Below are 21,592 nucleotides of genomic sequence, written 5' to 3'. Positions count from 1 at the left end.
TTGATGATCGCCATCAGAAAGCCAACCACGATACTTATGGCGTTTGCCATTCTGGTGAATGCGACCGCGTGCTCATCGGGGCTAGCCAATCTACCGCCGCTCACCAGTACCGGTGTCGCCGAAATTCAGGTGGCGCCCGGCGACAAGATTCGTATCGCGGTGCAGGATTTGCCTGCGGTCAACGGCGACTATGCCGTTGATGAAACAGGGTCGATTTCCGTCCCGTTGATCAAGCAGGTGAAAGTCGCGGGCCTCAGCTATGCTCGAATCGAAGAGGCACTGACGCGGCGTCTGATCGACCAGGATATTCTGAAGAATCCGGTAGTTACCGTACAGGGCCTTGATCTCAGGCCGGTCTATATCATTGGCGAGGTCCGACAGCCGGGCGAACTGGTTTATCGGCAAGGACTTACGGTGTTTGCCGCTGTTTCAATGGCAGGCGGCTACACCTATCGCGCCAAGACCGGATCCGTTGCGATCACCAGAACGATCGATGGCCGGGAGGTCACCAGCGTGGCAGCTGAAGATGCCGTGCTCCTGCCGGGTGACCGTATCCGCGTGTACGAAAGCTGGTTCTGATGACACGTAAATCGCCGGGCCGCCGTGTCTTGTTTGCGCTTCTGCTTGGCGCGACATGCCTGTGTCCAACTTCCCTGCTTGCACAAACAACGGTCGCTCCGCTTCTGGCTGCAGATGATCCGGTTTTCCGGATCGATCCGATCACGGCGGGTCCGTTGGCTCTGAGGCCGCAGATCACAGCCGTGGTCAGTTATGACGATAACGTCCTAGCCAGTCCTGAAGGAACGGAAATCAACGACGTAGAATTTGTCGTAAGGCCCGAACTCGCCGCGCGAATTGGCGATGACAATTTGGCGTTCCAGATGAACGGATACGGTGAATTTTCGCGGTTTGCCGATTTTTCAAGCGAAAATTCAGACATATATGGGGTAAATGGCTTGCTTGCATTCAGCCCCAGGGTCGGCGACCGGCTGAACGTCTTTGGTGGATTTGCCCGTCTGAAAGAAAATCGCGGCGATCCTGAAGCACGCCTGATTGCTGGCCCTGGCCCGCGTCTGATCGATGAAACGTCTGCAGGTGTGAATTATCGTCGTAGTGAAAGCCGGGTCCAATTCAGTCTCGAAGCCAACTATAGCGATCTTGATGCTGTCTCATCGCTCGATGATGATCGCGATTTCGAAGTCTACGCAGGACGGGCGACCGTTGGTTACAGGATCAGTGGCCCGATTTCTGTGACGGCTACGGGATTCGTGAATGTCCGCGACTTCCGCCAAGAGGCGACGCTCGTCGATCCGGACCGCGATGCCGTAACCTTTGGGGGGCAGGTCGGGGTAGGTATTGCAGAAAGCGAACGCCTGCGGGGCCGTTTGCGATTGGGTGTATTCCGGTTCGAGCCAGAGGACAAAACCATTGCGGCGCGAAACGGATTTTCGGCCGACGTTTCGCTAGCCTATCTCCCTACGCGCCGACTTGCGTTCATTCTGGAAGCATTCAACGGCGATGTCGCTACCTTTCGACGAGGCGCAGAGGCCCGCACAGACTCCAGGGTTTCGTTCGTCACCCAAGTCGAAATGCGTCACAATTTTTTTGGACGCGTCGGAGCGCGATGGGTGCGATCCGAATTCGTGGGAAGCGGCGTGACCGAAGACATTACGGGCGCCAACGTTGCGCTTGAATATCTTGCCAACCGACGCTTTTCGCTGATCGCTGAAGGTAACGTTTCGCAAAGGACAAGCGATGACCCTTTGCAGGAGTTTGAGCGCTTCCGACTTAGCCTTTCGGCCAGAATTCGGTTTTAGCGCGTGGCCTTCTTCGCAAACGGACCAGTTCTTCATAGACGTTGATGACCGAAGTGACATGCCGCTGTCTGGAAAAGCGTTCACGCGAGGAACGCTCAGCGCGGTCGACCATTGCCGCCGTCTGAGCTGGGTTTGACAATGATTCCATGACGCCATCAGCCAATGCGACAGGGCTTTCCGGCTCGACGAGGTATCCGGCATCGTCGAACAGGGCCTCAGGGTTTCCACCCGAACGCGTCGCAACCACCGGGGTACGCACCAACATTGCTTCGACCAGCGTCCGACCGAGCGGTTCTCCGACGGCGGGCACAATCAATTGGTCGCAACCCGCGATCCATTCGTGGCCCGGGGTGCAATATCCCATCATCCGTATGTGGTCTTGCATGCCTGACCGGATGATGTGCTTCTGCAGCGACTGCTCCATCGCAGGACTTTCGGCTTCGCCAAAAATAAGTCCGTAGACAGGACGGGTTATACGGCGACGCAATTCAGCAACCGTGTCCACGAAAAGCAGCGGGCGTTTGCGGTCAATGATGCTGCCAAAGTATCCCAGTATCAGCGCATCATCGGGCAAGTCAGCTTTGGTGATGACCTGGCGCCGCGCAGCCTCGCGATTAGCCGTCAGGGATGTGTCGAAGGGGCTGAATACGACATCGGCCTTGTGCGCGGCGCTCCATATCTTGGCCTTGGGCAGCGAGAATCTGGAAACGGTCAGCACCTTGCTTGCCAAGGCCGGCGCCAGCAAGCGTAGCCCCAGCGCACCAGGATCGCCGCGGTGATGCCAAAGCAGAGCTGCCCCGGCTAGCCTGGCGGGCACGGCCCATGTCGCATGGGTGCGGCCATCGTTCGTATGCACGATATCAACGTCTTGCTTGCGCAAAAACGACATGCGCAAGGGCGCGCCGGCAATGGTGCTGCCGAACTTTGCAAGATTGAACCTTTCATTTGGTACAAAAGAAACCGCAGGCCTTGCAGGGTCGGCAATTTGTTCAAACTTTTCAAAAAAAGTAGCGATCTTGCCGTCCGGAACTTCAGGCACCACAATGATGCGAAAGCGTGCCGGGTCAAGATCCTGAATCAAACCGCGCAACGAAACGTGGCTGCCGCCGATGGTGTCCCCTGCAAGTGGGAAACATATCGTAATCGTTTCCATACCCGCTTTTGCCGCAGGGCTCTGTGCCAAGTGGTTCGGAGCATGCATCATGTCAGGTTGAAGGCCGCAGCATCTGTTCGCGGTAGGCGAGGAAATCTTCGAAATTCGAATAGGCATCGCCGTCAGCATCGGCCCAGGGGTCAGAAACGCGCGGGTCCGCGCCGTGCGTTTGTTCCCACCTATCGTCCATTCCGTCGCGATCGGTATCAGGATAAGGTGCTTCGGCGATCGGCGAAGGCAAGGTGCCCGGCCGATCGTCAATGTTGCCGCTGCCGCGCCGAATATCGGCGACAACTCCGCGATCCAATGTATCGCGCGGCCATGCCCCGGAACCGGCAAGAACGGCATCATAGGCAGTAGCCGCTGCCGCTGGATTGATGGTGAGCGGACACGGCGGAGTTTCGGTCAAAACCGCTTCCGCTGATGCTGTAACGTGTTCGAAATCTCCGGAAAACGTGTTGTTCCAAAGATAAATGCTGGCAAGGCCGGTAGAGCCAAAAATTTCGCGCACCACGCCTTGCGCATTTGCTGTGGTGTCGCGGCCGCCGATGAAACTGTTGCCCACGATCGAAACCGGCGTTCCCCCATAGGTTTCCCATACTTCGGCAAACTGTGATTGCGCGTTGTAGAAAACATTGTTGATCACCTCGACACACGAGCCTGGCGGGAAATTGATATCGGGGTTGCGGTCACCGTTGTGCGCGCAAATGTTGGCAATGAAGCTGACATTCTGGGCGTCCTTCGGGTCACTTGCCAAAAGCGCGCATTTGTCATGTCTTGGAATGCCGTAAGAAAACAGGGAATTGCTGATCGTGATCCGGTCATTGTCGGCATAACCGTTCACGAGCTCGTCACTGGCCCAGCTGGCGCTGACGTGATCCAGAATGACATTGAAGCTGTCTTCTATGGTGAAGCCGTCATCGCTTTCACGGTTTCCGCTCAAACGGTCGAGCCGCACGCGGACATGGCGGACGATGACATCATGGGTGCGCTTTATCACGATCGGCGTCCGTGCCTGGTTGCCTCCGGCATGGGCGATCACCACACCACCGCCAGGCGCAGTTTGGCCTGCAATCGTGAGATAAGGATCCTTGATTATCGGCGGCGTAGTGGTGAAGCGAAACACGCCGCCGACACGGAAGACGCAAACCCGTTTCCCTGTGCTTGTCAGGCAAGCGCGAAGCGATCCGGGACCTGCATCACTGTGGTTGCTGACATAGATGATCTTGCCACCATCGCCCCCGGCCGTTGCTGCACCGTAACCGATTGCGCCGGCAAAGACCCGTTTTCCGGCAACTGGCTCAGCTTCGCCTGGCGGGGCGGCGACGACTTCTTGCGCGCATGACGAAAGGATGAGGTTCGACCCGAGAATTATGGCCGCAACCCCCAGTGGCCCTACCCGGTTCAATAATGTTCGCATGAATGTCTCCGGGAACTCAGGCGCACGACCGACAGTCTCAAAGCCGGCTTACGAGCGTCGCGCATTAGGGGACGTCGGAAAGCGCGGCAGGGTTTATCCCTACACCATCACCGCACATCATTCTCGTCAAACCATGAACCGGTGCAAGACTTCTTTAGTATAGATCGTCCACCCCTTCCTTGCCCGAACCGCCTAGCCCTTATTCGCTTTGCGTTTATCTTATAAGTCGTTGAGAGCGTGCACTGCTGGTTGCTACACAAGCGCCATGCTCGGAACCAAGAGTCCGGATTACGCCATTGCGATGTCTGCTCGAGACCTTGGGTCCCCGGGCACGCAGACGATGAATAGCGGACAAGTCGGATCAAAATTGTGGCTGGAGCCGGCTAACGCGGAAAAGCCGATGTCGCGCCGTACGCGCATCGTATTGATCGGCTCCGTATTTTTCTCTGGCTGGGCATTGGTTCGGATCGGTCAAATAAACCTGACCCTGAGTGACATTTTCCTAATCATCGTATTCTTGACGATGCTAATCAGGGGTCAGCTCAATGCCAGACCATTTGGACAGTTCACGCCTTACTGGTATTGCGGCCTTGGTGTAATGTTGCTGGGCCTTATGATCGGCAGCATCGCCCATAACAGCCTTGACCGCTTTCTGATCGTGGGGGCTCAATATCTTTTCGGATTTTTGCTGGTCCCGATGGTCTTCATGGGTCAGCAAATGACTTTCATGCGTAGCCTTGTGGCGGTATTCGTCTTTGGCATCGCGGTTTCAAACCTGCTGGGCGTATCGGCCAGTCTGCTTTTTGAACAGAGCGACGTTGCAGCCTTGATGGGGCGGGGCTTCGTTGCGGGCAATGGCCGCGTTGGGGCGATGACCGGTGAAGTAAATTGGAACGGAGCGATGGTCGCGTTCGCCGTTCCCATGCTGATCTATTCGGTCCAGCGCCGCATCATGCCATCAGGAATTGGGATCGCATGTGGCGCAATTCTGATTTGGGGCATGCTGGCCAGTGGTTCCTTTACCGGTTTTTCGGCAACGATCCTGGCCGTATCCGCCTATCTTGTCATATCGGGCTTTGGTTTGCTGATACGAGTGGCGCTGCTCGGAACCACGTGCGCCAGTCTTTTTCTCGTTTCGGGATTGCCGCTGCCCCAGGCATTTGAAGATCGGGTCGCTGGCGCGGTGACCAGCGGCGATCTCAACGAAGCGGGCACTTTTACGGATCGGTCGGTGCTCATCAAGGAAGCCTGGGGAATGACCGAAGACCACATCGTGGTTGGGCTAGGTGTCGACAGGTTGCGGCGTGTTAGCGGTCATCGCACACCCGTCCATGAATTCCATCTGCTGATCTGGAACGAAGGCGGGTTCCTGGCCTTTTGCGGTGTCATCGTACTGCTGCTGACGATGTTTGGCATTGCCTTTCTAGCCGCATCACGAAGCCGAAATGAAGGCGCCCTGATTCTGGCGTCGGTGGTGGTTTTCAATATCTACACCTTTTCGATCCCTCACATGTTTTCGCGCATCTGGATTTTGCCGGTGTTGCTTGCGATGAGCACTTATCTCGCCCGCCGCCCCAACATCAGCAGCCCTGACACCCATCCGGGGCCGCTATGAACGAGGCAGGCATCATGGACGGCGGCTCGAAGATGGGGGTCAATGCGATGCTGCGCTCAAGATTGGGTAGCATCCTGCATCTATTGAGCGGAAACATGGCAGTTTCGGCCCTAATGGCGGCAAGCACTGCGATTGCCGCCCGCGCGCTGGGACCTGAATCATATGGAATTCTGGCACTGGTGTTGACCACGGGGCGCATCTTTGAACGGCTTATCCGTTTTGAAAGCTGGCAACCCATCATCCGTTTCGCGTCGCAGACAAGGATCGAGGCTAGTCCAAACGCCATGTCGCAGCTTTTCCTTTTGGGATTGCTGCTCGACATTGCCTGCGCATTACTGGCGTCGGCACTGATGCTGGGGATCGGGTACCTCATCCTCCCGCTGCTGGGTCTGGACCGATCGTACTTTTATCTTCTCGTAATTTTCGCGCCAGCCATCGCCTTTAATGTCCGAGGGATGCCCACCGCCGCGCTTCGCCTGGCCGGGAACTTCAAGATGCTGGCCTATTTCCAAATGTTTTCGGCTGCTCTCAGGGTTCTCATGGCGGTTGCAGCCTGGCGACTTGAAGCATCCATCGGAGTGTTTCTTGCGATCTGGACAGCGGCCCAATTGATCGACACGGCGCTGTTCGCCGCACTTGCGGCACGCGCTCTCAGGGGGTTGGGGGTTCCCAATCCGATCCATGCCAAGGTGAGGGGCCTTATCGCCGCCTTCCCGGGTTTCATGCGGTTCGCCTGGTCCACCAACGCTTCAAGCGCATTGCGCACTCTTACGCAAGAAGCCGATACGCTGCTTGTCGGGGCACTGGGCGGGCCGACAGTGGCAGGTTTCTACCACCTCTCGAAGCGGTTTGCCAAAGTGGCCCAGCAAATCGGGCAGCAGGTGCAAACGGTAATCTATCCAGACCTGGCCCGAATGTGGGCGCGCAAGCAGTTCGACAGTGTCAGTTCGGTCAAGACAAAGACGCAGTTGTCCCTGGCCGCGATCAGCCTGCTTCTCATCGGCGTTGTTGCCGCGATAGGCGAAAGTGGTGTCGCCTGGCTGTTCGGAGAAGACTATATTGCGGTCTATCCGCTGCTAGTTGCCCAACTGGTTGCGGTTGGGCTGATCATGATCGCAGCGCCTTCGCGTTCAACCATGCTCGCAATGAACCAACCGGGCATAGTCCTTGCCGTCGCTGCGGCATCCACGGTTTCGTTTTTCGCTGCTAGCTTCATGCTGATCCCTGTGTTGGGTGCCATCGGGGCGAACCTTGCGCATATTCTGTTTGGTCTTGTGACCGTCGTACTGCTTGAACTCTGCTATTGGATGGTTCGCGCAGCCGGCAGAGAAAGGCGATCGTAAGCCTTATGAACGCAATTGGTTCTGTTCCGCGCGCGTTAGAACATGCCGGCCCCGCTCGCCCCGGACGCATCAGCTTCCTTTTGCCCGGACTTCGAGCAGGAGGCTCGGAACATGTTGTGACGTTCACCGCGAACCGCCTCATCGAACGGGGTCACGCTGTCGAAATCATCAGCTTTGAAAGCGGATCTGCCGCCCCTTATTACACACCCGATCCGCGAATTGCGTTGCATTATCTGGCGCTACCTGTCGCGCAGCGCGCGAAGCTGGCTGCTCTGGGTGAAATCGCACAAAGGACAGGCAGGTTGCGTAAACACCTGAAGAATTCGCGGCCTGACCTGCTGATCAGCTTCCTGACGCGAACCAATGTTCAGGCGATATTGGCCTCTCGCGGTCTCGATATTCCCGTAATAGTGTCCGAGCGGAACAACCCCGTGCAGCAAGACCCAGGAGCAGCGTGGCGCTGGCTGCGGGCGCGCCTTTATCCGAAGGCGTTCGGCCTGATTACAATGACGCACGGTGCCATGGCATGCTTTCCGCCGCAGATGCGACGCCGTTCTTGGGTCATCCCCAACATGTCAGAATTTGGTGAGAACCGCGCAATCTGCCACGATGGTGATATCAGGCACTTGGTTGCGGTTGGCCGGCTGACGCATCAGAAAGGATTTGATCTCCTCTTGGAATCGTTTGCCGCGATCGCACCGCATCATCCAAATTGGCGGCTCACCATTTGGGGGGATGGGCCGGATCGGACGAAACTCGAAACACTTCGCAATCAACTCGGTCTTGCCGATCGCGTGCTGATGCCGGGGGTCACCAACAAGCCGGGCGGCTGGATTACCAATGCGGATGCATTCGTCCTTAGCTCACGATTTGAAGGTTGGGGACTGGTGTTGGGCGAGGCTATGGCTGCAGGCCTGCCATCAGTCTCATTTGCCTGCGATTTTGGTCCGGCGGAAATGATCCGCAATGAAGAGGATGGCTTGCTGGTTCGAGCAGGCGATGTTCCCGCACTTGCGGCAGCACTGGACCGGCTGATGGGTGATGCGGCGCTCCGGAAACGGCTTGGCGCACGTGCGCAGGAAACATCCCGGCAGTTTCGACCCGACCGGATCGGGCAATTGTGGATCGACCTTGTCGAAAATGTTCTTGCTGAAATAGCGCCAACTGACGGTCTGATTGGAACATCATGATCACTGCTCTCAAAGACATCGTTCGCGATTATCGCCAGTCGAACCATGACGCGCGATTACAGCGCCGGACACAGGACATCGACGCTTTCTTGGTGTCCTTTCCCAAAAGCGGGCGCACATGGCTGCGCTACCTGATGTCGCTCTACCTCGCACGCCATGCTGGTCTGGATTTTGAACCGGACCTTCACTCGACCTTCCGCGTCATGCCGAACTTCGATTTGGACAAACAGCGAGGCTTGGGATCGCTCGTTCAGACGGTTGCCCCCGATTTGCCCCTTATCGCCGTCAGTCATCGTACATACGACGCCAACCTGTTCGCCCGCGTCCCGGTCGTGATGCTGGTACGCGACCCGCGCGACGTTCTGGTGTCGTCCTATTTTCACCAGACCCGCCACAAGCACAGATTTGAAGGCACGATGGCCGATTTCCTGGAATCCGAGGCTTTCGGTGCGGCCAGCATAGCCGAATACCATAACAACTGGGCCAAAGGGCTCGAATGCCGCCCCTCACTCGTGTTGAGCTACGAGGAAATGAGCGGCGCAACGACCGATACGGTGGGAACTATACTCCACTTTCTCAACCTGCCGGTTAACGCGACATGGTTGGACGAGGCCGTGGAAAAGGCACGCTTCGACAATATGCAGAAGAAAGAGCGCACGACCGGAATTCCGGGCCACGAATACGACAAGAATGACGCGGACGCCTCACGCGTGCGCCGCGGGAAGGTGGCGGGTTACACCGACTATCTCAGCGCCGACGACGATGCCCGGATCCGTCAGATTTTTTCCAATCGGCTGAACAAGGAAGCATGGTCGCTGTACCGATCGACCGGCTTTGCCCCATAAAGTGGCGTAATTCATGCGAACCTGCTCCATTGTAAACTCACTCACCACGGGCGGAGCGGAAGTTCTGGTGTGCGCCTTGACGCAAGAATTTGCGCGAGTTGGCGATCAGCCTTTGGTGATCGCCCTGTGCGATGCCGAAACCGTCGGCAACTCTGCGGAAACTGAAGCGCGAATGATCCGTGAAATTACGTCGGCGGGCGGGACGTTCCGCTCGCTGCGGCTCTCCGCGAAGCGCAACCCTGTCGTCGGAGCGTTGCGGTTAAAGCGGGTCATGAAAGATTTCGCGCCTGACGTCGTCCATGCTCACACGGTACGTGCACTCCCCATGCTTGCGCTCAGCTCGATGACAACGCCAACGGTCCTCACGCATCACAACACCCGGCTACCCTTTCCGCCGTGGCTGTTCACAATCTTTGACCGCATGACAGACAGCTATGTGGCGATTGGAGCCGACGTCGAGGCGATCTTGCGTCGCTTTGTCGGGAAGCCCGTCGTGCGTATCCCCAACGCGGCAAATCGATCATTCAAGGCTGGAAATCCACGCGCGATTGCCGGGCACCCATCCGCTGTCCTGTCCGTTGGAGCAATCAGCCGCCAGAAGAACTACGATCTGCTAATCGACGTGGCTGCGGCACTGAAGTCGATCCAGCACCCCCGATCGTCGTTTCGTTTTCTGGTCGCTGGCGGCGGACCTGATCTGGAACAGATGCGGGCTCGGACTCAACAGCGCGGCTTAGACGACATTGTGGAATTTCTGGGAGAACGATCAGACGTTCCGCATCTCATGGCAAACAGCGACATCTATCTCAATGTGTCGCTGTTCGAAGGCATGCCGTTGACATTGCTGGAGGCAATGGCGAGTGGCTTGCCCATCGTGGCAACCGACGTGCCTGGCAACCGCGAACTGGTAGAAGAGGGATTTAACGGCCTGATGGTTCCCCTGGGCAACGCAGCGGCTATTGCTGAAAAAATCATGCGAATGGTTGAAGATTCAAATCTTTACCAGCGCCTTTCGATTGGCGCAATCGCCAGAAGCGGGGCTTTTTCGATAGAGCGGACCGCAACGCTTCATCGCAATCTCTACCGTGAATTGGTCGCCGGAAGAAGAAAACGGACTGGTGAATGCCAAAAAGGGGTAGTCTAAAGAGCACGGACTTCGCCGCAATAGCTTGAGCGATCTGACCCACATTTCCCTATCATCGTCGCACCGCGCACGGCTGCGGCTACGCCTATTTCGGTGATGGGAGCAAAACGGTGAATGAAGTTTTCGCCAATCAGCCGGGTCAAGTCCCCATGGCTCATGAACGCCGTCCATCAGGCTTTCATTACTCGCCCCCGCAACAGGCTGCGACCGGCGAACAATTTGGCCTCATCGATTTTATGCGAACATTCGAACGGCACCGATTGCTGGTGCTCGGGATTGTGCTCGCCGCCGCTGTGATCACTCTGATTTGGCAGCTGACATCACCCAAGCTTTACCATGCAAAGGCCAACATACAGGTCGAACTGATCGACGAAACCGGGACCAATCAAGCCGATGAACTGGCGAAGAATTCGCAGCGTCTTGCGAATGAGAGCAAGCTCTATCGTTCGCGCACCTCGGCTTATCGGGTGATCAGACAACTCAATCTGACACAAGACCCACTCTTCATACGGCAGATGGGCGGAAAGCCAGAAGGGACCGAGGCGGAACAGATGAGCAAGGCCATTTCGACCTTGCTTGCGTCCACCGAGGTGACTTCCGAAGAAGGGTCTGACCTGATCGAATTTTCGGCCACAGCGCGTTCGCCAGAACTTGCGGCGCAGATCGCGAACACGTTCCCTCAGGCAGTACGTGACCTGAAGCGCGCGCGTGACAGCAGGCGCAGAAAGGAGCTGATGGACGATCTGGAGATTGAACGGAAGGATCGCATGGCACGCGCCGTCGAAGCGGCAGAAGCGTTGGCGAGGTTCCGGGTTTCCAATCGTATGCTGGTCGGCGCGGGAGGCGCCGAGGATCTGGCCCAGATCAACCGTATTTCGACTGAAGCGGCCTCGGCATCGGCGATGGGTTCCGGATCAGCCGCGCAAAGTGCTGGTGTCTCCCAGGCAGCTGGACTGTCATCGACTCTCGGTGCGACCTCGGCTGCAGTGCAGCAGTTGCAGCGTCAGGAGGCTGAACTTGGGGCGCAAGAAGCCCGCCTGTCGCAAACTTATGGCAGCGGATATTCCGAACTCGCCAGAGTGCAGACCGAATTGCAAAGCGTTCGGGCAAGCCTCGCCCGCGAACAGGAGGAGGCGCGCAGAGCAGCCCAAGCGCAGGCCAATGTTGAAGGCGCCCGTATGCGGCAATTGGCCAGCGCCGAAGCCGCAGGCAACGCGGCGCGTGCAGGCCAGTTGCAGGCCGTCGTCAACTCGATGACCTCAAAAGCCCTTGCCAACACCGCCAACACTCCCCTGCTTCAGCAGTTGGAAAGCGCAGCGCTGACCACGGCGGCCGCAGTGACGAGCATTTCAGAACAGATAAACCGAGTTGAATCGGAAAAGCTGGTCGAAGGCGTCACGTCAAACATCATCTCGCCGGCGACGCCCGACAGTGAAGCCATTTCGCCCGCTCCGCTCAAAACCACGGCGGTCGCCGTTCTGGGTGCCGGTGTCTTGGCGATGATTATCGCTTTCGTCATCGAACTGGTCGACGACCGCCTGCGCACGACAGCGCAGATTCGGAAGTTCTTCGGCCTCCCCGTGTTCGGGATGTTTCCCTCACTGTCCGAGGGCGTATCATCGAACCTGCGGGAGTCGCCAGTAATTGCCGAGCCGCATTCGATTTTCGCCGAGGTCGCACGCTCTGTCTACTCGGAAATCCGGTCACTGGTCCCACTCGACCAATCGCAAAGCGTGTTGGTGACATCGCCAATGCCCGGCGATGGCAAATCCGTGACCGCACTAACTATCGCCGCAGCGGCGCTGACCTGGGGCAAACGTGCCGTGATACTGGATCTTGACCTGCGCCGCTCAGGTATTTTGCAGAAGATACAGCAGGATATGAACGCTCCTGAACTGGTGGATGTCATCAGGGGAAGCGTTGATCTGCATGGCCTTATCGCTCCGACAAACGAAAACGAAGATGTGCTTCCCGAAGGCGGTCTTGAAATCATGCTGAAGCCCGATGCGGACGAGATGCTTTCGCGGTTCATGCTGCTCAGCGCATCGCAACCGATCTCCGAACCCTCATCCATTCTCAATTCGTCGCGCTTCCACCAGTTGGTGACGGATCTGAAAAAACAATTCGATATCGTTATCGTGAATGCGCCGGCGGTTCTTGCCGTGCGTGATGCCCGTTCGATGTGCGACTACACCGACAATACGATTGTTGTGGTGCGCTGGGGCGAAACAAGCGTCGATCAGGTCCGCGCGACGCTTGAATCGCTGGGCAGCGGAAATGTGGCCGGTTGTGTGTTCAACCAGGTTGATTACGCTGACCACGCGCGACGCAAATACGGCGATTCAATCCAATTCTATCATGAGGCTGCGGACTATTTCACCAGCGAAGTCCCTGCCCGGCTAACACTGCGCAGGCAGCTTATGCGGCTTTTCAAAGGAAAGCGCCTCGCCGCTGCATAGCATGTGGTGCACCGGGCCTAGGGATCATTATGCGTATCGCAGTCATCAGCGACGTTCATTCAGCCGCCACTCCTTTCCGGCGCGCCTTGGAAGCGGCACGCGCAGAAGGTTTTGACCAATTGCTGTTGTTGGGGGATCTGTTCACCTACGGCGTCGATCCGGCCGCTTGCCGCGAGATAGCAATCGACGCAATCGATCGCGATGGCGCCTTTCTGATCGGAGGAAACCACGAACAGATATACATTGATCTGCGCGACCGGAACACAGACTATTTCGACCGTTTGCCTGAGTGGATTCGCGAATCCATCGAATGGACTTGGCAGGAACTTGGCGAGGAATGGCCGCAGCAATTAAGCTGGATTTCCGAATGGGCGTGGGACGGAGCCTTGTTCGCTCATGCCAATCCCTTCGGGTATGGTGATTGGACTTATCTTGGCAACAACGAATTGCTGAGCGCTGCGGCGCGACGACTGCGCGATCGCGGGTTTCGTTACGGAATATTCGGCCACCTACATCGTGAAAAATTCCTTCGCGACGAACACGGCGTCGAAGTGCATGTCGTGGATTCGGTGGGGCAGCCACGTTCCGGTCGCGGCGCTCAGCCGTCATGGACCATGATCGAAAGCCATTCCGGCAAACTGCAAGTGAGCGTCCGGCCCATAGATTTCGACGCCCGTGCCCATCAGTCCGCTATTATTCATGCACGTGGGCTTTCGCTGGAAACCAAATCACAGCTGTGCAGGTTCTATCAATGATCAAGGTCGCCGTTACCGGAGCCGGGGCCGTTCTGGGCCAAGGCATCATCAAATCGCTTAAGATGGCGCCCTGCAAGTACGACGTGCTGGCGCTTGATCCCAATCCTTTGTCTCCGGGCCTGTACTGGGCGGATTCGCATCACCTGATCCCTATGGCAAATGACCCAAGGTATGGCGGTGCCATTGAGACGCTGCTGGAGGCGGAGCGTCCCGATGCTGTGCTGGTCGGCACCGATGTCGAGTTGGCCATTTTTTCGCGCAACAAGGACATTTGGGAGACACGTTTCGGCACAAAAATTGTCGTCAGTTCGCCCGATATTGTCGCGATTGCAGACGACAAAATGGCAACGGCTCAGTGGCTGGAGGCACAGAGGCTCCCGTTTCCTCATTCAGCAACTGGGGAAGCGAGCGATGATATCGATACGCTCGTCGCCGCGCACGGTTTCCCGTTGATTGTAAAGCCGCGTCAAGGCGCCCGCTCAATTGGCGTGTCTTTGGTTCACAGCCGTGAAGACCTGGCTGTTGCCCTTCATGGGCGGGAGGGTCTGATTGTCCAGCAGTGGGCTGGCCCCGATCACGAGGAGTATACCGCAGGGGTCATATGCTTCGATGGCGAAGTCTCAGCCTCTATCGTGTTGCGACGAGACCTGCGCGATGGCAACACCTTCCGGGCGTATGCGGCCGACTACCCCGATTGCGATGCTTATGTCCGGCAGGTCGCAAGCGCGCTACAGCCCTATGGGCCGGCAAACTTCCAGTTTCGCCGCGGCACTGACGGAGAGTTCCGGCTGTTCGAAATCAACGCGCGGTTTTCCGGCACGACACCCATGCGCGCGCTGCTCGGTTTCAACGAAGTGCACATGGTCCTGCAAAAGGTATTGCTGGGTAAAGCGATTGAGCAACCATCGATCACGCGGGGCACCGTTGTACGCTTTCTCGAAGAGCAACTGCTTCCGCCCGAGGTCTGCGCCGAAACTGGCGGAGCTGCGCAGTGAGGATCGCATTGACCGGCGCATCCGGCAAGATCGGCAAGTCGTTCGTGGATGCGGCAATGCGAGCAGGCCACAGTCTGCTGTGCCTTGGCCGGCGATTGCCGCCGGAACTGGAAGGTGCGGTCGATTATCAATACCTGGATTTCGCAGCGCCTGCTGACAATGTTGCGGTTTCCGAGGCACTCCGAAGCGTAGATACTGCGGTTCATTTGGCTGCCAAGGTTGATACAGCACCCGTCGATAGTTCGGCAGCGCTTGCGATGTACCAAATCAATGTTCTGGGAACTTTGCACTTTATACAATGTCTCGCGAAGGCGGATGTGAAGCATCTTGTGTTGGCTTCAGCTGCCAATTTTTACGACTCGCGCCTTTCCATCGCTGACGAGCGTTCATTGATCCGCCCGGTTTCGCGAACACTTTATTTGTCATCCAAGGCTGCGCAGGAAGCCATCGCACGCGAATGCTGTCTTAATGACGGCATTCGCTGCGCCACAATGCGCATTTCGTCGGTAGTTGGAGCCACGGCCGACGGCCTTATCTCCCGGCTCGTCGGCAAAGTTATGCGCGGCGAGGCAATCACGATACACAGCCCTTCGTTCGGCGCTGATTTTGTAACGGCGGATAGTGTGGTGCGCGGCTTGATGACAGCCGCAACGCAGGGGCTTGAAGGGGAATTCAATCTTTCATCAGGAACACGCCACACCCTGACCGATATTATCGCACTGATCGAAGCCCGCTTAGGATGCGTGGCCAACATCCAATACAGCGAGCCAACCATTCCCCCAGATCAGGGTTTTCCCGCAATCAGCTGCGATCTTTTGCGGGGAATGGGTTACGAGCCCGATCCCCTCGAGATGCTTATTGACGCCTTAGCCCAGAAGATTGAACGCGCATCGGCGGCTTGGAAACCGGTTCGTTGACGATGGGTAGCCTGGTTCAACGCCTTGTCGCACTGGTCTTGCTGATCGCTCTTCTGCCCATATTGCTGGTATTGGCGGTCGCCTTGGCTGTGTCACAAGGTCGCCCGGTCATGTTCAGACAGCTTCGCGCCGGGAAGGGAACCACGCCTTTCGCACTGACCAAGTTCCGATCGATGCGTGACACGCGCGACCAAGCCGGCAGTCTCCTTCCCGATGCTGACCGTGTCACCCGCATCGGAAGCATCTTGCGCCGGACCCGCTTGGACGAACTCCCCGGTATCTGGAATGTTGTGCGCGGTGATATGTCTTTTGTCGGACCACGGCCGCTATTGCCCGAAACAATCAGGGACCTGGGGTCCAACGGAATGAAACGCTGCAGCGTCAGGCCGGGGCTGACCGGTTGGTCTCAGGTGAATGGCAACACGCTGCTCACGCTCGAACAGAAGGTGGCGCTGGACCTGTGGTACATCGATAACCGTTCATGGATGCTCGATGCGCGAATCGTTCTCGCAACCTTCATGGTCATGATCGCCGGTGAGACGATTCGGGATCACAAGGCGTGATCCGGCGTCAGCTGCCACTTTTGCGCCACCGCAGGGCGTTTTGATAGGGGGCGCGCCTTCCAAAGACTTTCGATCAATCGCCTTTCTGGTCGTATCTTGCCGGAGAGATAAACCAGATCAGATGATTAGCCGTAGCTGCCGCCACCCAATCGTGAGACCGGTTAAATTATCCGCCGTCCTTGAGCCTGACCGGATGACTTCAGCGGCCAAAAATCGGCCGGTTCAGCAGCCATCGACATAGCGGTAAATCCGCACAACTTGTCGCCTCCCCCTGTTACTCAGTCAGTCTGCAGGCCCATGAGAGCACGACACCAACAATCAAAAGTATCGTCGCCGTGACCGCCCCCACAAAACTGGTTGCGAATGGAGACCGCTCGCGGATGCGAGTGGCTCACTATTCGTTTGGATATCTGATTGCGCCGCTGGCCATCATGCTTGGCAGCTGTGGTGGAGATGGTGAGACTACCACTGTTCCGCCTTCGGGTGCAGGGCCGACCGAGCCGCCGACCGCCAATCCAACGCCAGCCCCCACGGCAAGTCCCACGCCCACACCGGGTGGTTCAGGTTCTGCGTTCAATCCCGCCAAGCTTCCTGACGGACGGCAGCGGGCTTTCCCGACCGCTGAAGGCTTTGGTGCGGCCGCAACTGGTGGCAGAGGCGGGCGGGCAATCCATGTAACGAGCCTTGCCGATGCAGGGCCGGGATCGCTGCGTTCGTGCATTGAAGCCACGGGACCCCGCACTTGCATTTTTCGCGTCGCCGGCACCATTGAACTGCTATCGCAGCTCAATGTCAGTGCGGGGCAATTGACCATCGCGGGACAAACTGCGCCCGGCGGCGGGATTGCAATCCGCAACGCCCCCAGCAATCTGACAGGCTCTCCACTGTTCCTGCGCGCGCCGAACCTTATCATTCGGGGCATTCGGGTAAGACCCGGACCGACATCAGGGCCAAAGCAAGATACCACGGATGCAATCACCGTGGACACTGCCGCGCAAAACACGATCATCGACCACGTCTCGCTATCGTGGGCAACAGATGAAATCTTCAACTCGACCAAAGCTTCAAGCAAGATCACATTGCAATGGTCTTTGATTTACGAAGGGCTCAGCCGGTCCACCCATATCCAAGGCGAACATTCAAAGGGCGTTTTTGTCGAAGGCAGTGATCTGTCATTGCATCACGTCTACATGGCGCACGCGGTTGACCGCATGCCTAACGCCGGAACCGGGTCTCGTATCGATATCGTGAATACAATATCGTACGATATGCGCGAAAAGGCGCACCAGTATTTTTCCAATCTCCGGAACCAAAGCAATCCGAATAGCGGGCTTGTTCGGCGCGCTAACATCGTTGCAAACTGGGTTTCTTACGGACCGTCGACCTTGCGGAATGCGCCAGTTTTTGGTGCAGACTACGTCACCGAGTTTTCAACATTTCCCGGAAACGCTCAACTGTTTCTGAGTGGAAATATAGACGGTCGGCGGCAGTCGAATTCCGCCGACGACCGACTGTTTCTGGATCCGAAGGATTGGTCTTTTGCCGTCAACAGTTTGATCGGCGTTCTTTCGGTCGAACAGGTTACAGACGCCCAACAGGCTGTGCGAGATATTCTGGCCTACGCCGGTGCTTGGCCCCGCGATTCTTCAGATCGGCGTGCTGTGATGAACTTCCTCGGATGCACGGGACGGATCATCGATTCCCCGACCGAGGTTGGCGGATGGCCGGCGCTTGCAGGTGGAACACCCTACGCGGATGCAGATAGCGACGGCATTGACGATGGCTGGGAAGCCGCAACGGGGCTGTCCGATCCCAATGCCGATGGGGACGGCGATGGCTACACGAACCTCGAAGAGTTTCTGAATGAACTCGCAGGCGATCAGGATCGGCAAGGCGCCCTGCGAATACGGGTAGGCACGGGAACCGGAGCCATTCCGGCAGTCAATTGTGGTATTCCCGTCTAGGGCGCGTAACGGACCATGCATGTGGTTTGATCCATGTGAGAGGGCTGCAAGACGTTAGGCTGGCTCGTCTGATGGGACGCCTGCTATCGGACCGAATGAAGCGATCAAGTCGCCCTTGGTGCACCGAATTCGGGATCGACTGTCATTGATTTGCGCGCTTGCTGTGTTAACATCCTAAGACAGTTAGGAGAGAGGTATCGTATGGTTTCCCCTTGGAAAGATGCGCGCGGCGTGATCGTCAGCACCACCCCCACGCTCGAAGGTCGCCCGATCCAGGAATATATGGGCATCGTGACTGGCGAGGTGATCGTCGGCGCCAACCTTTTCCGCGATCTGTTTGCCAATATCCGCGATATCGTGGGCGGGCGTTCGGGATCGTATGAGCGCATTCTGGCCGATGCGCGCAATCAGGCGATCGAGGAACTGCAGGCCGAAGCGGCCTCACGCGGTGGCAACGCCGTGGTCGGCGTCGATCTCGATTACGAAGTCATCGGGGATCGCGGATCGATGCTGATGGTATCGGCTAGCGGCACCGCGGTGCGGGTCTGACCGGCGCTCACCACGCACCATAATCCCCGATCAGGAACAGCGCATTATAAGCGGCGTGGTGCACCATCGCCGCGCCGAGCCCCAGACGTGTGCGGGTGTAGGCGAGCAGCAAGCCGCCGATAGTCTGGGGCAGCACAACCAGTACGCCCAGCGGATGGCTCAGCGGTTCGTAATTGCCAAGGTGGATCAGACCGAACACCAGCGATGAGCCCCACACGATCCACCGGAAATGCTGCGTGAACCACGTCGGAATCGTCTGATCGCGGCGCTGGGTCAGGCTCCAGTGCACGCAGCCCGCCAGCGCAACCGCGACCGCCATGAATCCCACGCCCGAGGCCAGATCGGGCGGCAGGAACAAACTCACACCAAAAAGCGCCAATGCTGCAAATCCGTAAGCCGCAAACCGGAGTGCCGCGATGCGTCCTGTCAACCAGCCGCGAAACAGCAGCTCTTCCAGTACCGGCGCCAATAGCAGCGAGACAAAGATATCCTCGGCCAGCGAGATATCCTCCTCGATCGTTTGCGGCAGGAAGCCCGCCTTGGCATCCCACGCCGCAGTCAACATCACCACCAGCGTATCGAGCGCCAGATCGAGCGCGATGATCACCGCAAATGTCAACGCCGCCGCGCGGCCCCATGCGGTGGGCCGGGCGACAAAGCTAGGGCGAACCATGAAGCGCAGCGCATCCCCCACGCGCGCTCTCGGGCTCATCGCTCCTGCAACGTGCGCCCTTGCGTCGCCTGCATCCATCGGGGTAAGGCCCGCCTCTATCTTTCCAACATTACCGGTGAAGTCGTCCAATGGCAGGCCATTCCAAGTTCAAGAACATCATGCACCGCAAGGGTGCGCAGGACAAGAAACGCTCGGCGATGTTCTCCAAGCTGAGCCGTGAAATCACCGTTGCGGCCAAGATGGGGATGCCCGATCCCGACATGAACCCGCGCCTGCGCCTCGCGGTCAACGCCGCCAAGGCGCAGTCGATGCCCAAGGACAACATCCAGCGCGCGATCGACAAAGCCAGCATGGCCGGCGGCGAGGATTACGAGGAAATCCGTTATGAAGGCTACGGCCCGGCCGGCGTGGCGCTGATCGTCGAGGCCCTGACCGACAATCGCAACCGCACCGCCACCAATGTCCGCACCGCGTTCAGCAAGAACGGCGGCAACCTGGGCTCCGAAGGCTCGGTCAGCCACGGGTTCGAACGCAAGGGCCTGATCGAATACCCCGCTTCGGCAGGCGACGAGGAAAAGATGCTCGAAGCCGCGATCGAAGCGGGCGCGGACGATGTGGAATCGTCTGAAGACGGCCACACCATCTGGACCGCGGCCGAGGCGCTGCACGGCGTTGCGGGCGAACTCGAAAAGGTGCTCGGCGAGGCGGAGAATGTGAAGCTGGCCTGGAAGCCTTCGCTCACGGTCGATGTCGATGAAGACACCGCAGGCACGCTGATCAAGCTGATTGACGCGCTCGAGGATGACGACGATGTCCAGACCGTGTGGGGCAATTACGAAATCTCCGACGAGGTGATGGAGAAGCTCGGCTGAAAAAGCGCGAATGGCTGCTGGCGATGATGCTCGGGGCCGCGATCGTGGTGGCAATGCTGTGGCGGTTCGGCTTCCGGGTCGGGCTGTGACCGCGTGATCATCCTCGGCCTCGACCCGTCCTTGTCCTCCACCGGCTGGGGCGTGATCGTTTGCGAAGGCGCGCGGATCAGCCACATTGCCAACGGCCAGATCACCACCCGCGCCGCCGCGCCGATGGCCGAACGGCTGGCCGCTCTTTACACGGGCTTGGCCGAGGTGATCGCACAGCACGCCCCCGCCCGCGCCGCGGCGGAAGAAATCTTCGTCAACAAGAACCCGCAATCGACACTGAAACTGGCACAGGCGCGCGGCGCCGTGCTGGCCGCCAGCGGCGCGGCAGGGCTGACAGTCAACGAACACGCGGCGCGATTGGTGAAGAAAGCCGTCACCGGCACGGGCGCGGCGGAAAAGGCGCAGGTCGCCGCGATGGTGAAGGTGCTGCTGCCCGGCATCGCCATCGCCGGAAGCGATGCGGCCGATGCACTCGCCGTGGCGATTGCCGATGCGCATCTGTCCCCCCGGTCTTAAACGGAGCAAGGCACGATCACCCTACTGGTACGCCCCGTTGCGAGCACCCGTAAGAGTGTCTGCGCAAAGGTGGATGGGATGACCGCTTTCGGGGACCTTCGCTTCAGATGCGATTGGCCGGATGTGGGTGGAAAACGGACAAGGTCCGCGCTACGGTTGGGCATGAAGCTTCTCGGCCTTTCCGCTTACACTCTGCTGCCAGCTTTGACGCTTTCGGCTTGCACAGAGGAGCGCCATGAGACTGTTGAGTATTTCGAGAACAAGACTGGCTTGTCCCTCTGCCAATCTGCCCAAATCCAAAACATCAGGGTCGGCGATTACGACCACGAGACTGACTTCACTTACGGCGTTCTCATCAGGATCTCTGATAGGTGTCAACGCGAGTTTTTGGAGGAGATTGAGCAGCGCTTGGGCTACGTGTGTCGGCTTGGAGCCACTTGCAGCTTCATTGACGAGAATAGTTGGTCCTACGAACTGCTGCCGCTCGCTGATGGCAGAATGAAATTCATCCTCCGAGCGACTTGAGACCCGGAACGGCGGTTTAGGGGTCGCTTCCAGAACGACAGCAATTTTTCAGAACCGCGGCAAAGCCGCCATCAGCGGCCCGATCTCAGTAGTGACTGCTGTCGACCCGATGGCGTTCGGTCATTTTAGCCGCCTTGGAGGTCCGTTTCTGACAGAAGCTGCCGATCATAGGCAGCACATTGCGCAATCGGCTTTGCGCCCCGATCTCGGTCCTCGATTGATCGCG

Annotated in this window: 19 protein-coding genes; 16 read left to right on the top strand and 3 right to left on the bottom strand. The window is 58.0% G+C overall.

Annotation, left to right across the window (positions count from 1 at the left end; translation table 11 throughout):
• Positions 1-3: 3 nt before the first annotated feature.
• Entirely contained in the window at positions 4-579 is a 576-nt protein-coding gene (locus tag SJY33_RS13795) for a polysaccharide biosynthesis/export family protein (protein WP_379923352.1), read from the top strand.
• Positions 579-1,817: an outer membrane beta-barrel protein gene (locus SJY33_RS13790; RefSeq protein WP_379923351.1), complete on the top strand. Its 1,239-nt coding sequence runs from the start codon at positions 579-581 to the stop codon at positions 1,815-1,817. The genes SJY33_RS13795 and SJY33_RS13790 overlap by 1 nt, the downstream gene beginning before the upstream one ends.
• On the opposite strand, the gene SJY33_RS13785 is transcribed toward SJY33_RS13790, so the two are convergent.
• Positions 1,789-3,099 (bottom strand): glycosyltransferase family 4 protein, encoded by a 1,311-nt coding sequence (locus SJY33_RS13785; protein ID WP_379923350.1) that lies wholly within the window; start codon positions 3,097-3,099, stop codon positions 1,789-1,791. The two genes, SJY33_RS13790 and SJY33_RS13785, sit on opposite strands and share 29 nt — an antisense overlap.
• A complete protein-coding gene (locus tag SJY33_RS13780) occupies positions 3,023-4,390 on the bottom strand; it encodes a pectate lyase (protein ID WP_379923349.1) in 1,368 nt (455 codons plus the stop codon). The genes SJY33_RS13785 and SJY33_RS13780 overlap by 77 nt, the downstream gene beginning before the upstream one ends.
• Before the next feature lie 340 nt (positions 4,391-4,730).
• On the opposite strand from SJY33_RS13780, the gene SJY33_RS13775 reads away from it, so the two are divergent.
• The 12 genes from SJY33_RS13775 to SJY33_RS13720 all read left to right on the top strand — a co-directional run bounded on the left by SJY33_RS13775 (position 4,731) and on the right by SJY33_RS13720 (position 18,729).
• Positions 4,731-6,005 carry an O-antigen ligase family protein gene (locus tag SJY33_RS13775; RefSeq protein ID WP_379923348.1) on the top strand — a complete coding sequence of 425 codons (1,275 nt, stop codon included), beginning with the start codon at positions 4,731-4,733 and terminating at the stop codon, positions 6,003-6,005.
• Positions 6,002-7,348 (top strand): lipopolysaccharide biosynthesis protein, encoded by a 1,347-nt coding sequence (locus tag SJY33_RS13770; RefSeq protein WP_379923347.1) that lies wholly within the window; start codon positions 6,002-6,004, stop codon positions 7,346-7,348. Before SJY33_RS13775 ends, SJY33_RS13770 begins: the two co-directional genes overlap by 4 nt.
• Before the next feature lie 5 nt (positions 7,349-7,353).
• A complete protein-coding gene (locus SJY33_RS13765; protein ID WP_379923346.1) occupies positions 7,354-8,538 on the top strand; it encodes a glycosyltransferase family 4 protein in 1,185 nt (394 codons plus the stop codon).
• Entirely contained in the window at positions 8,535-9,383 is an 849-nt protein-coding gene (locus SJY33_RS13760) for a sulfotransferase domain-containing protein (protein WP_379923345.1), read from the top strand. Before SJY33_RS13765 ends, SJY33_RS13760 begins: the two co-directional genes overlap by 4 nt.
• Positions 9,384-9,396: 13 nt before the next feature.
• On the top strand, positions 9,397-10,527 hold the full coding sequence (locus tag SJY33_RS13755) for a glycosyltransferase (RefSeq protein ID WP_379923344.1): 1,131 nt from the start codon (positions 9,397-9,399) through the stop codon (positions 10,525-10,527).
• Between the two features lie 110 nt (positions 10,528-10,637).
• Positions 10,638-12,986, top strand: a complete 2,349-nt coding sequence (locus SJY33_RS13750; protein ID WP_379923343.1) for a GumC family protein — start codon at positions 10,638-10,640, stop codon at positions 12,984-12,986.
• 29 nt (positions 12,987-13,015) lie between these two features.
• On the top strand, positions 13,016-13,741 hold the full coding sequence (locus SJY33_RS13745) for a metallophosphoesterase family protein (protein ID WP_379923342.1): 726 nt from the start codon (positions 13,016-13,018) through the stop codon (positions 13,739-13,741).
• The gene (locus SJY33_RS13740; protein WP_379923341.1) at positions 13,738-14,736 is read left to right on the top strand and encodes an ATP-grasp domain-containing protein; all 999 of its coding nucleotides are present in this window, start codon (positions 13,738-13,740) and stop codon (positions 14,734-14,736) included. Before SJY33_RS13745 ends, SJY33_RS13740 begins: the two co-directional genes overlap by 4 nt.
• A gap of 8 nt (positions 14,737-14,744) precedes the next feature.
• Positions 14,745-15,653, top strand: coding sequence for an NAD-dependent epimerase/dehydratase family protein (locus tag SJY33_RS13735; protein ID WP_379923340.1), 909 nt, complete (start codon positions 14,745-14,747; stop codon positions 15,651-15,653).
• Between the two features lie 2 nt (positions 15,654-15,655).
• The gene (locus SJY33_RS13730; RefSeq protein WP_379923597.1) at positions 15,656-16,216 is read left to right on the top strand and encodes a sugar transferase; all 561 of its coding nucleotides are present in this window, start codon (positions 15,656-15,658) and stop codon (positions 16,214-16,216) included.
• A 980-nt stretch (positions 16,217-17,196) separates the two neighbouring features.
• Positions 17,197-18,180 (top strand): hypothetical protein, encoded by a 984-nt coding sequence (locus tag SJY33_RS13725; protein ID WP_379923339.1) that lies wholly within the window; start codon positions 17,197-17,199, stop codon positions 18,178-18,180.
• A 201-nt stretch (positions 18,181-18,381) separates the two neighbouring features.
• On the top strand, positions 18,382-18,729 hold the full coding sequence (locus SJY33_RS13720) for a heavy metal-binding domain-containing protein (protein WP_379923338.1): 348 nt from the start codon (positions 18,382-18,384) through the stop codon (positions 18,727-18,729).
• Between the two features lie 7 nt (positions 18,730-18,736).
• Here the strand turns inward: SJY33_RS13720 and SJY33_RS13715 are convergent, their stop codons facing one another.
• Positions 18,737-19,531 carry a type II CAAX prenyl endopeptidase Rce1 family protein gene (locus SJY33_RS13715; RefSeq protein ID WP_379923337.1) on the bottom strand — a complete coding sequence of 265 codons (795 nt, stop codon included), beginning with the start codon at positions 19,529-19,531 and terminating at the stop codon, positions 18,737-18,739.
• Between SJY33_RS13715 and SJY33_RS13710 the strand changes: the two genes are divergently transcribed.
• Both SJY33_RS13710 and ruvC read left to right on the top strand, forming a co-directional pair.
• Entirely contained in the window at positions 19,531-20,274 is a 744-nt protein-coding gene (locus tag SJY33_RS13710; protein WP_379923336.1) for a YebC/PmpR family DNA-binding transcriptional regulator, read from the top strand. The genes SJY33_RS13715 and SJY33_RS13710 overlap by 1 nt on opposite strands.
• A 93-nt stretch (positions 20,275-20,367) precedes the next feature.
• A complete protein-coding gene (gene ruvC, locus SJY33_RS13705; RefSeq protein ID WP_379923335.1) occupies positions 20,368-20,841 on the top strand; it encodes a crossover junction endodeoxyribonuclease RuvC in 474 nt (157 codons plus the stop codon).
• Positions 20,842-21,592 lie beyond the last annotated feature (751 nt).

It is taken from the genome of Erythrobacter sp. R86502, from assembly GCF_042466465.1.
Lineage (GTDB): Bacteria > Pseudomonadota > Alphaproteobacteria > Sphingomonadales > Sphingomonadaceae > Erythrobacter.
This window is presented reverse-complemented; position numbering and strand designations above follow the sequence as displayed.

Excerpts from the sequence above, each read along its gene's own strand:
- SJY33_RS13795 (WP_379923352.1), top strand. The coding sequence starts at position 4 with ATGATCGCCATCAGAAAGCCAACCACGATACTTATGGCGTTTGCCATT.
- SJY33_RS13790 (WP_379923351.1), top strand. The coding sequence starts at position 579 with ATGACACGTAAATCGCCGGGCCGCCGTGTCTTGTTTGCGCTTCTGCTT.
- SJY33_RS13785 (WP_379923350.1), bottom strand. The coding sequence starts at position 3,099 with ATGCTGACGGCGATGCCTATTCGAATTTCGAAGATTTCCTCGCCTACC.
- SJY33_RS13780 (WP_379923349.1), bottom strand. The coding sequence starts at position 4,390 with ATGCGAACATTATTGAACCGGGTAGGGCCACTGGGGGTTGCGGCCATA.
- SJY33_RS13775 (WP_379923348.1), top strand. The coding sequence starts at position 4,731 with ATGAATAGCGGACAAGTCGGATCAAAATTGTGGCTGGAGCCGGCTAAC.
- SJY33_RS13770 (WP_379923347.1), top strand. The coding sequence starts at position 6,002 with ATGAACGAGGCAGGCATCATGGACGGCGGCTCGAAGATGGGGGTCAAT.
- SJY33_RS13765 (WP_379923346.1), top strand. The coding sequence starts at position 7,354 with ATGAACGCAATTGGTTCTGTTCCGCGCGCGTTAGAACATGCCGGCCCC.
- SJY33_RS13760 (WP_379923345.1), top strand. The coding sequence starts at position 8,535 with ATGATCACTGCTCTCAAAGACATCGTTCGCGATTATCGCCAGTCGAAC.
- SJY33_RS13755 (WP_379923344.1), top strand. The coding sequence starts at position 9,397 with ATGCGAACCTGCTCCATTGTAAACTCACTCACCACGGGCGGAGCGGAA.
- SJY33_RS13745 (WP_379923342.1), top strand. The coding sequence starts at position 13,016 with ATGCGTATCGCAGTCATCAGCGACGTTCATTCAGCCGCCACTCCTTTC.
- SJY33_RS13740 (WP_379923341.1), top strand. The coding sequence starts at position 13,738 with ATGATCAAGGTCGCCGTTACCGGAGCCGGGGCCGTTCTGGGCCAAGGC.
- SJY33_RS13730 (WP_379923597.1), top strand. The coding sequence starts at position 15,656 with ATGGGTAGCCTGGTTCAACGCCTTGTCGCACTGGTCTTGCTGATCGCT.
- SJY33_RS13720 (WP_379923338.1), top strand. The coding sequence starts at position 18,382 with ATGGTTTCCCCTTGGAAAGATGCGCGCGGCGTGATCGTCAGCACCACC.
- SJY33_RS13710 (WP_379923336.1), top strand. The coding sequence starts at position 19,531 with ATGGCAGGCCATTCCAAGTTCAAGAACATCATGCACCGCAAGGGTGCG.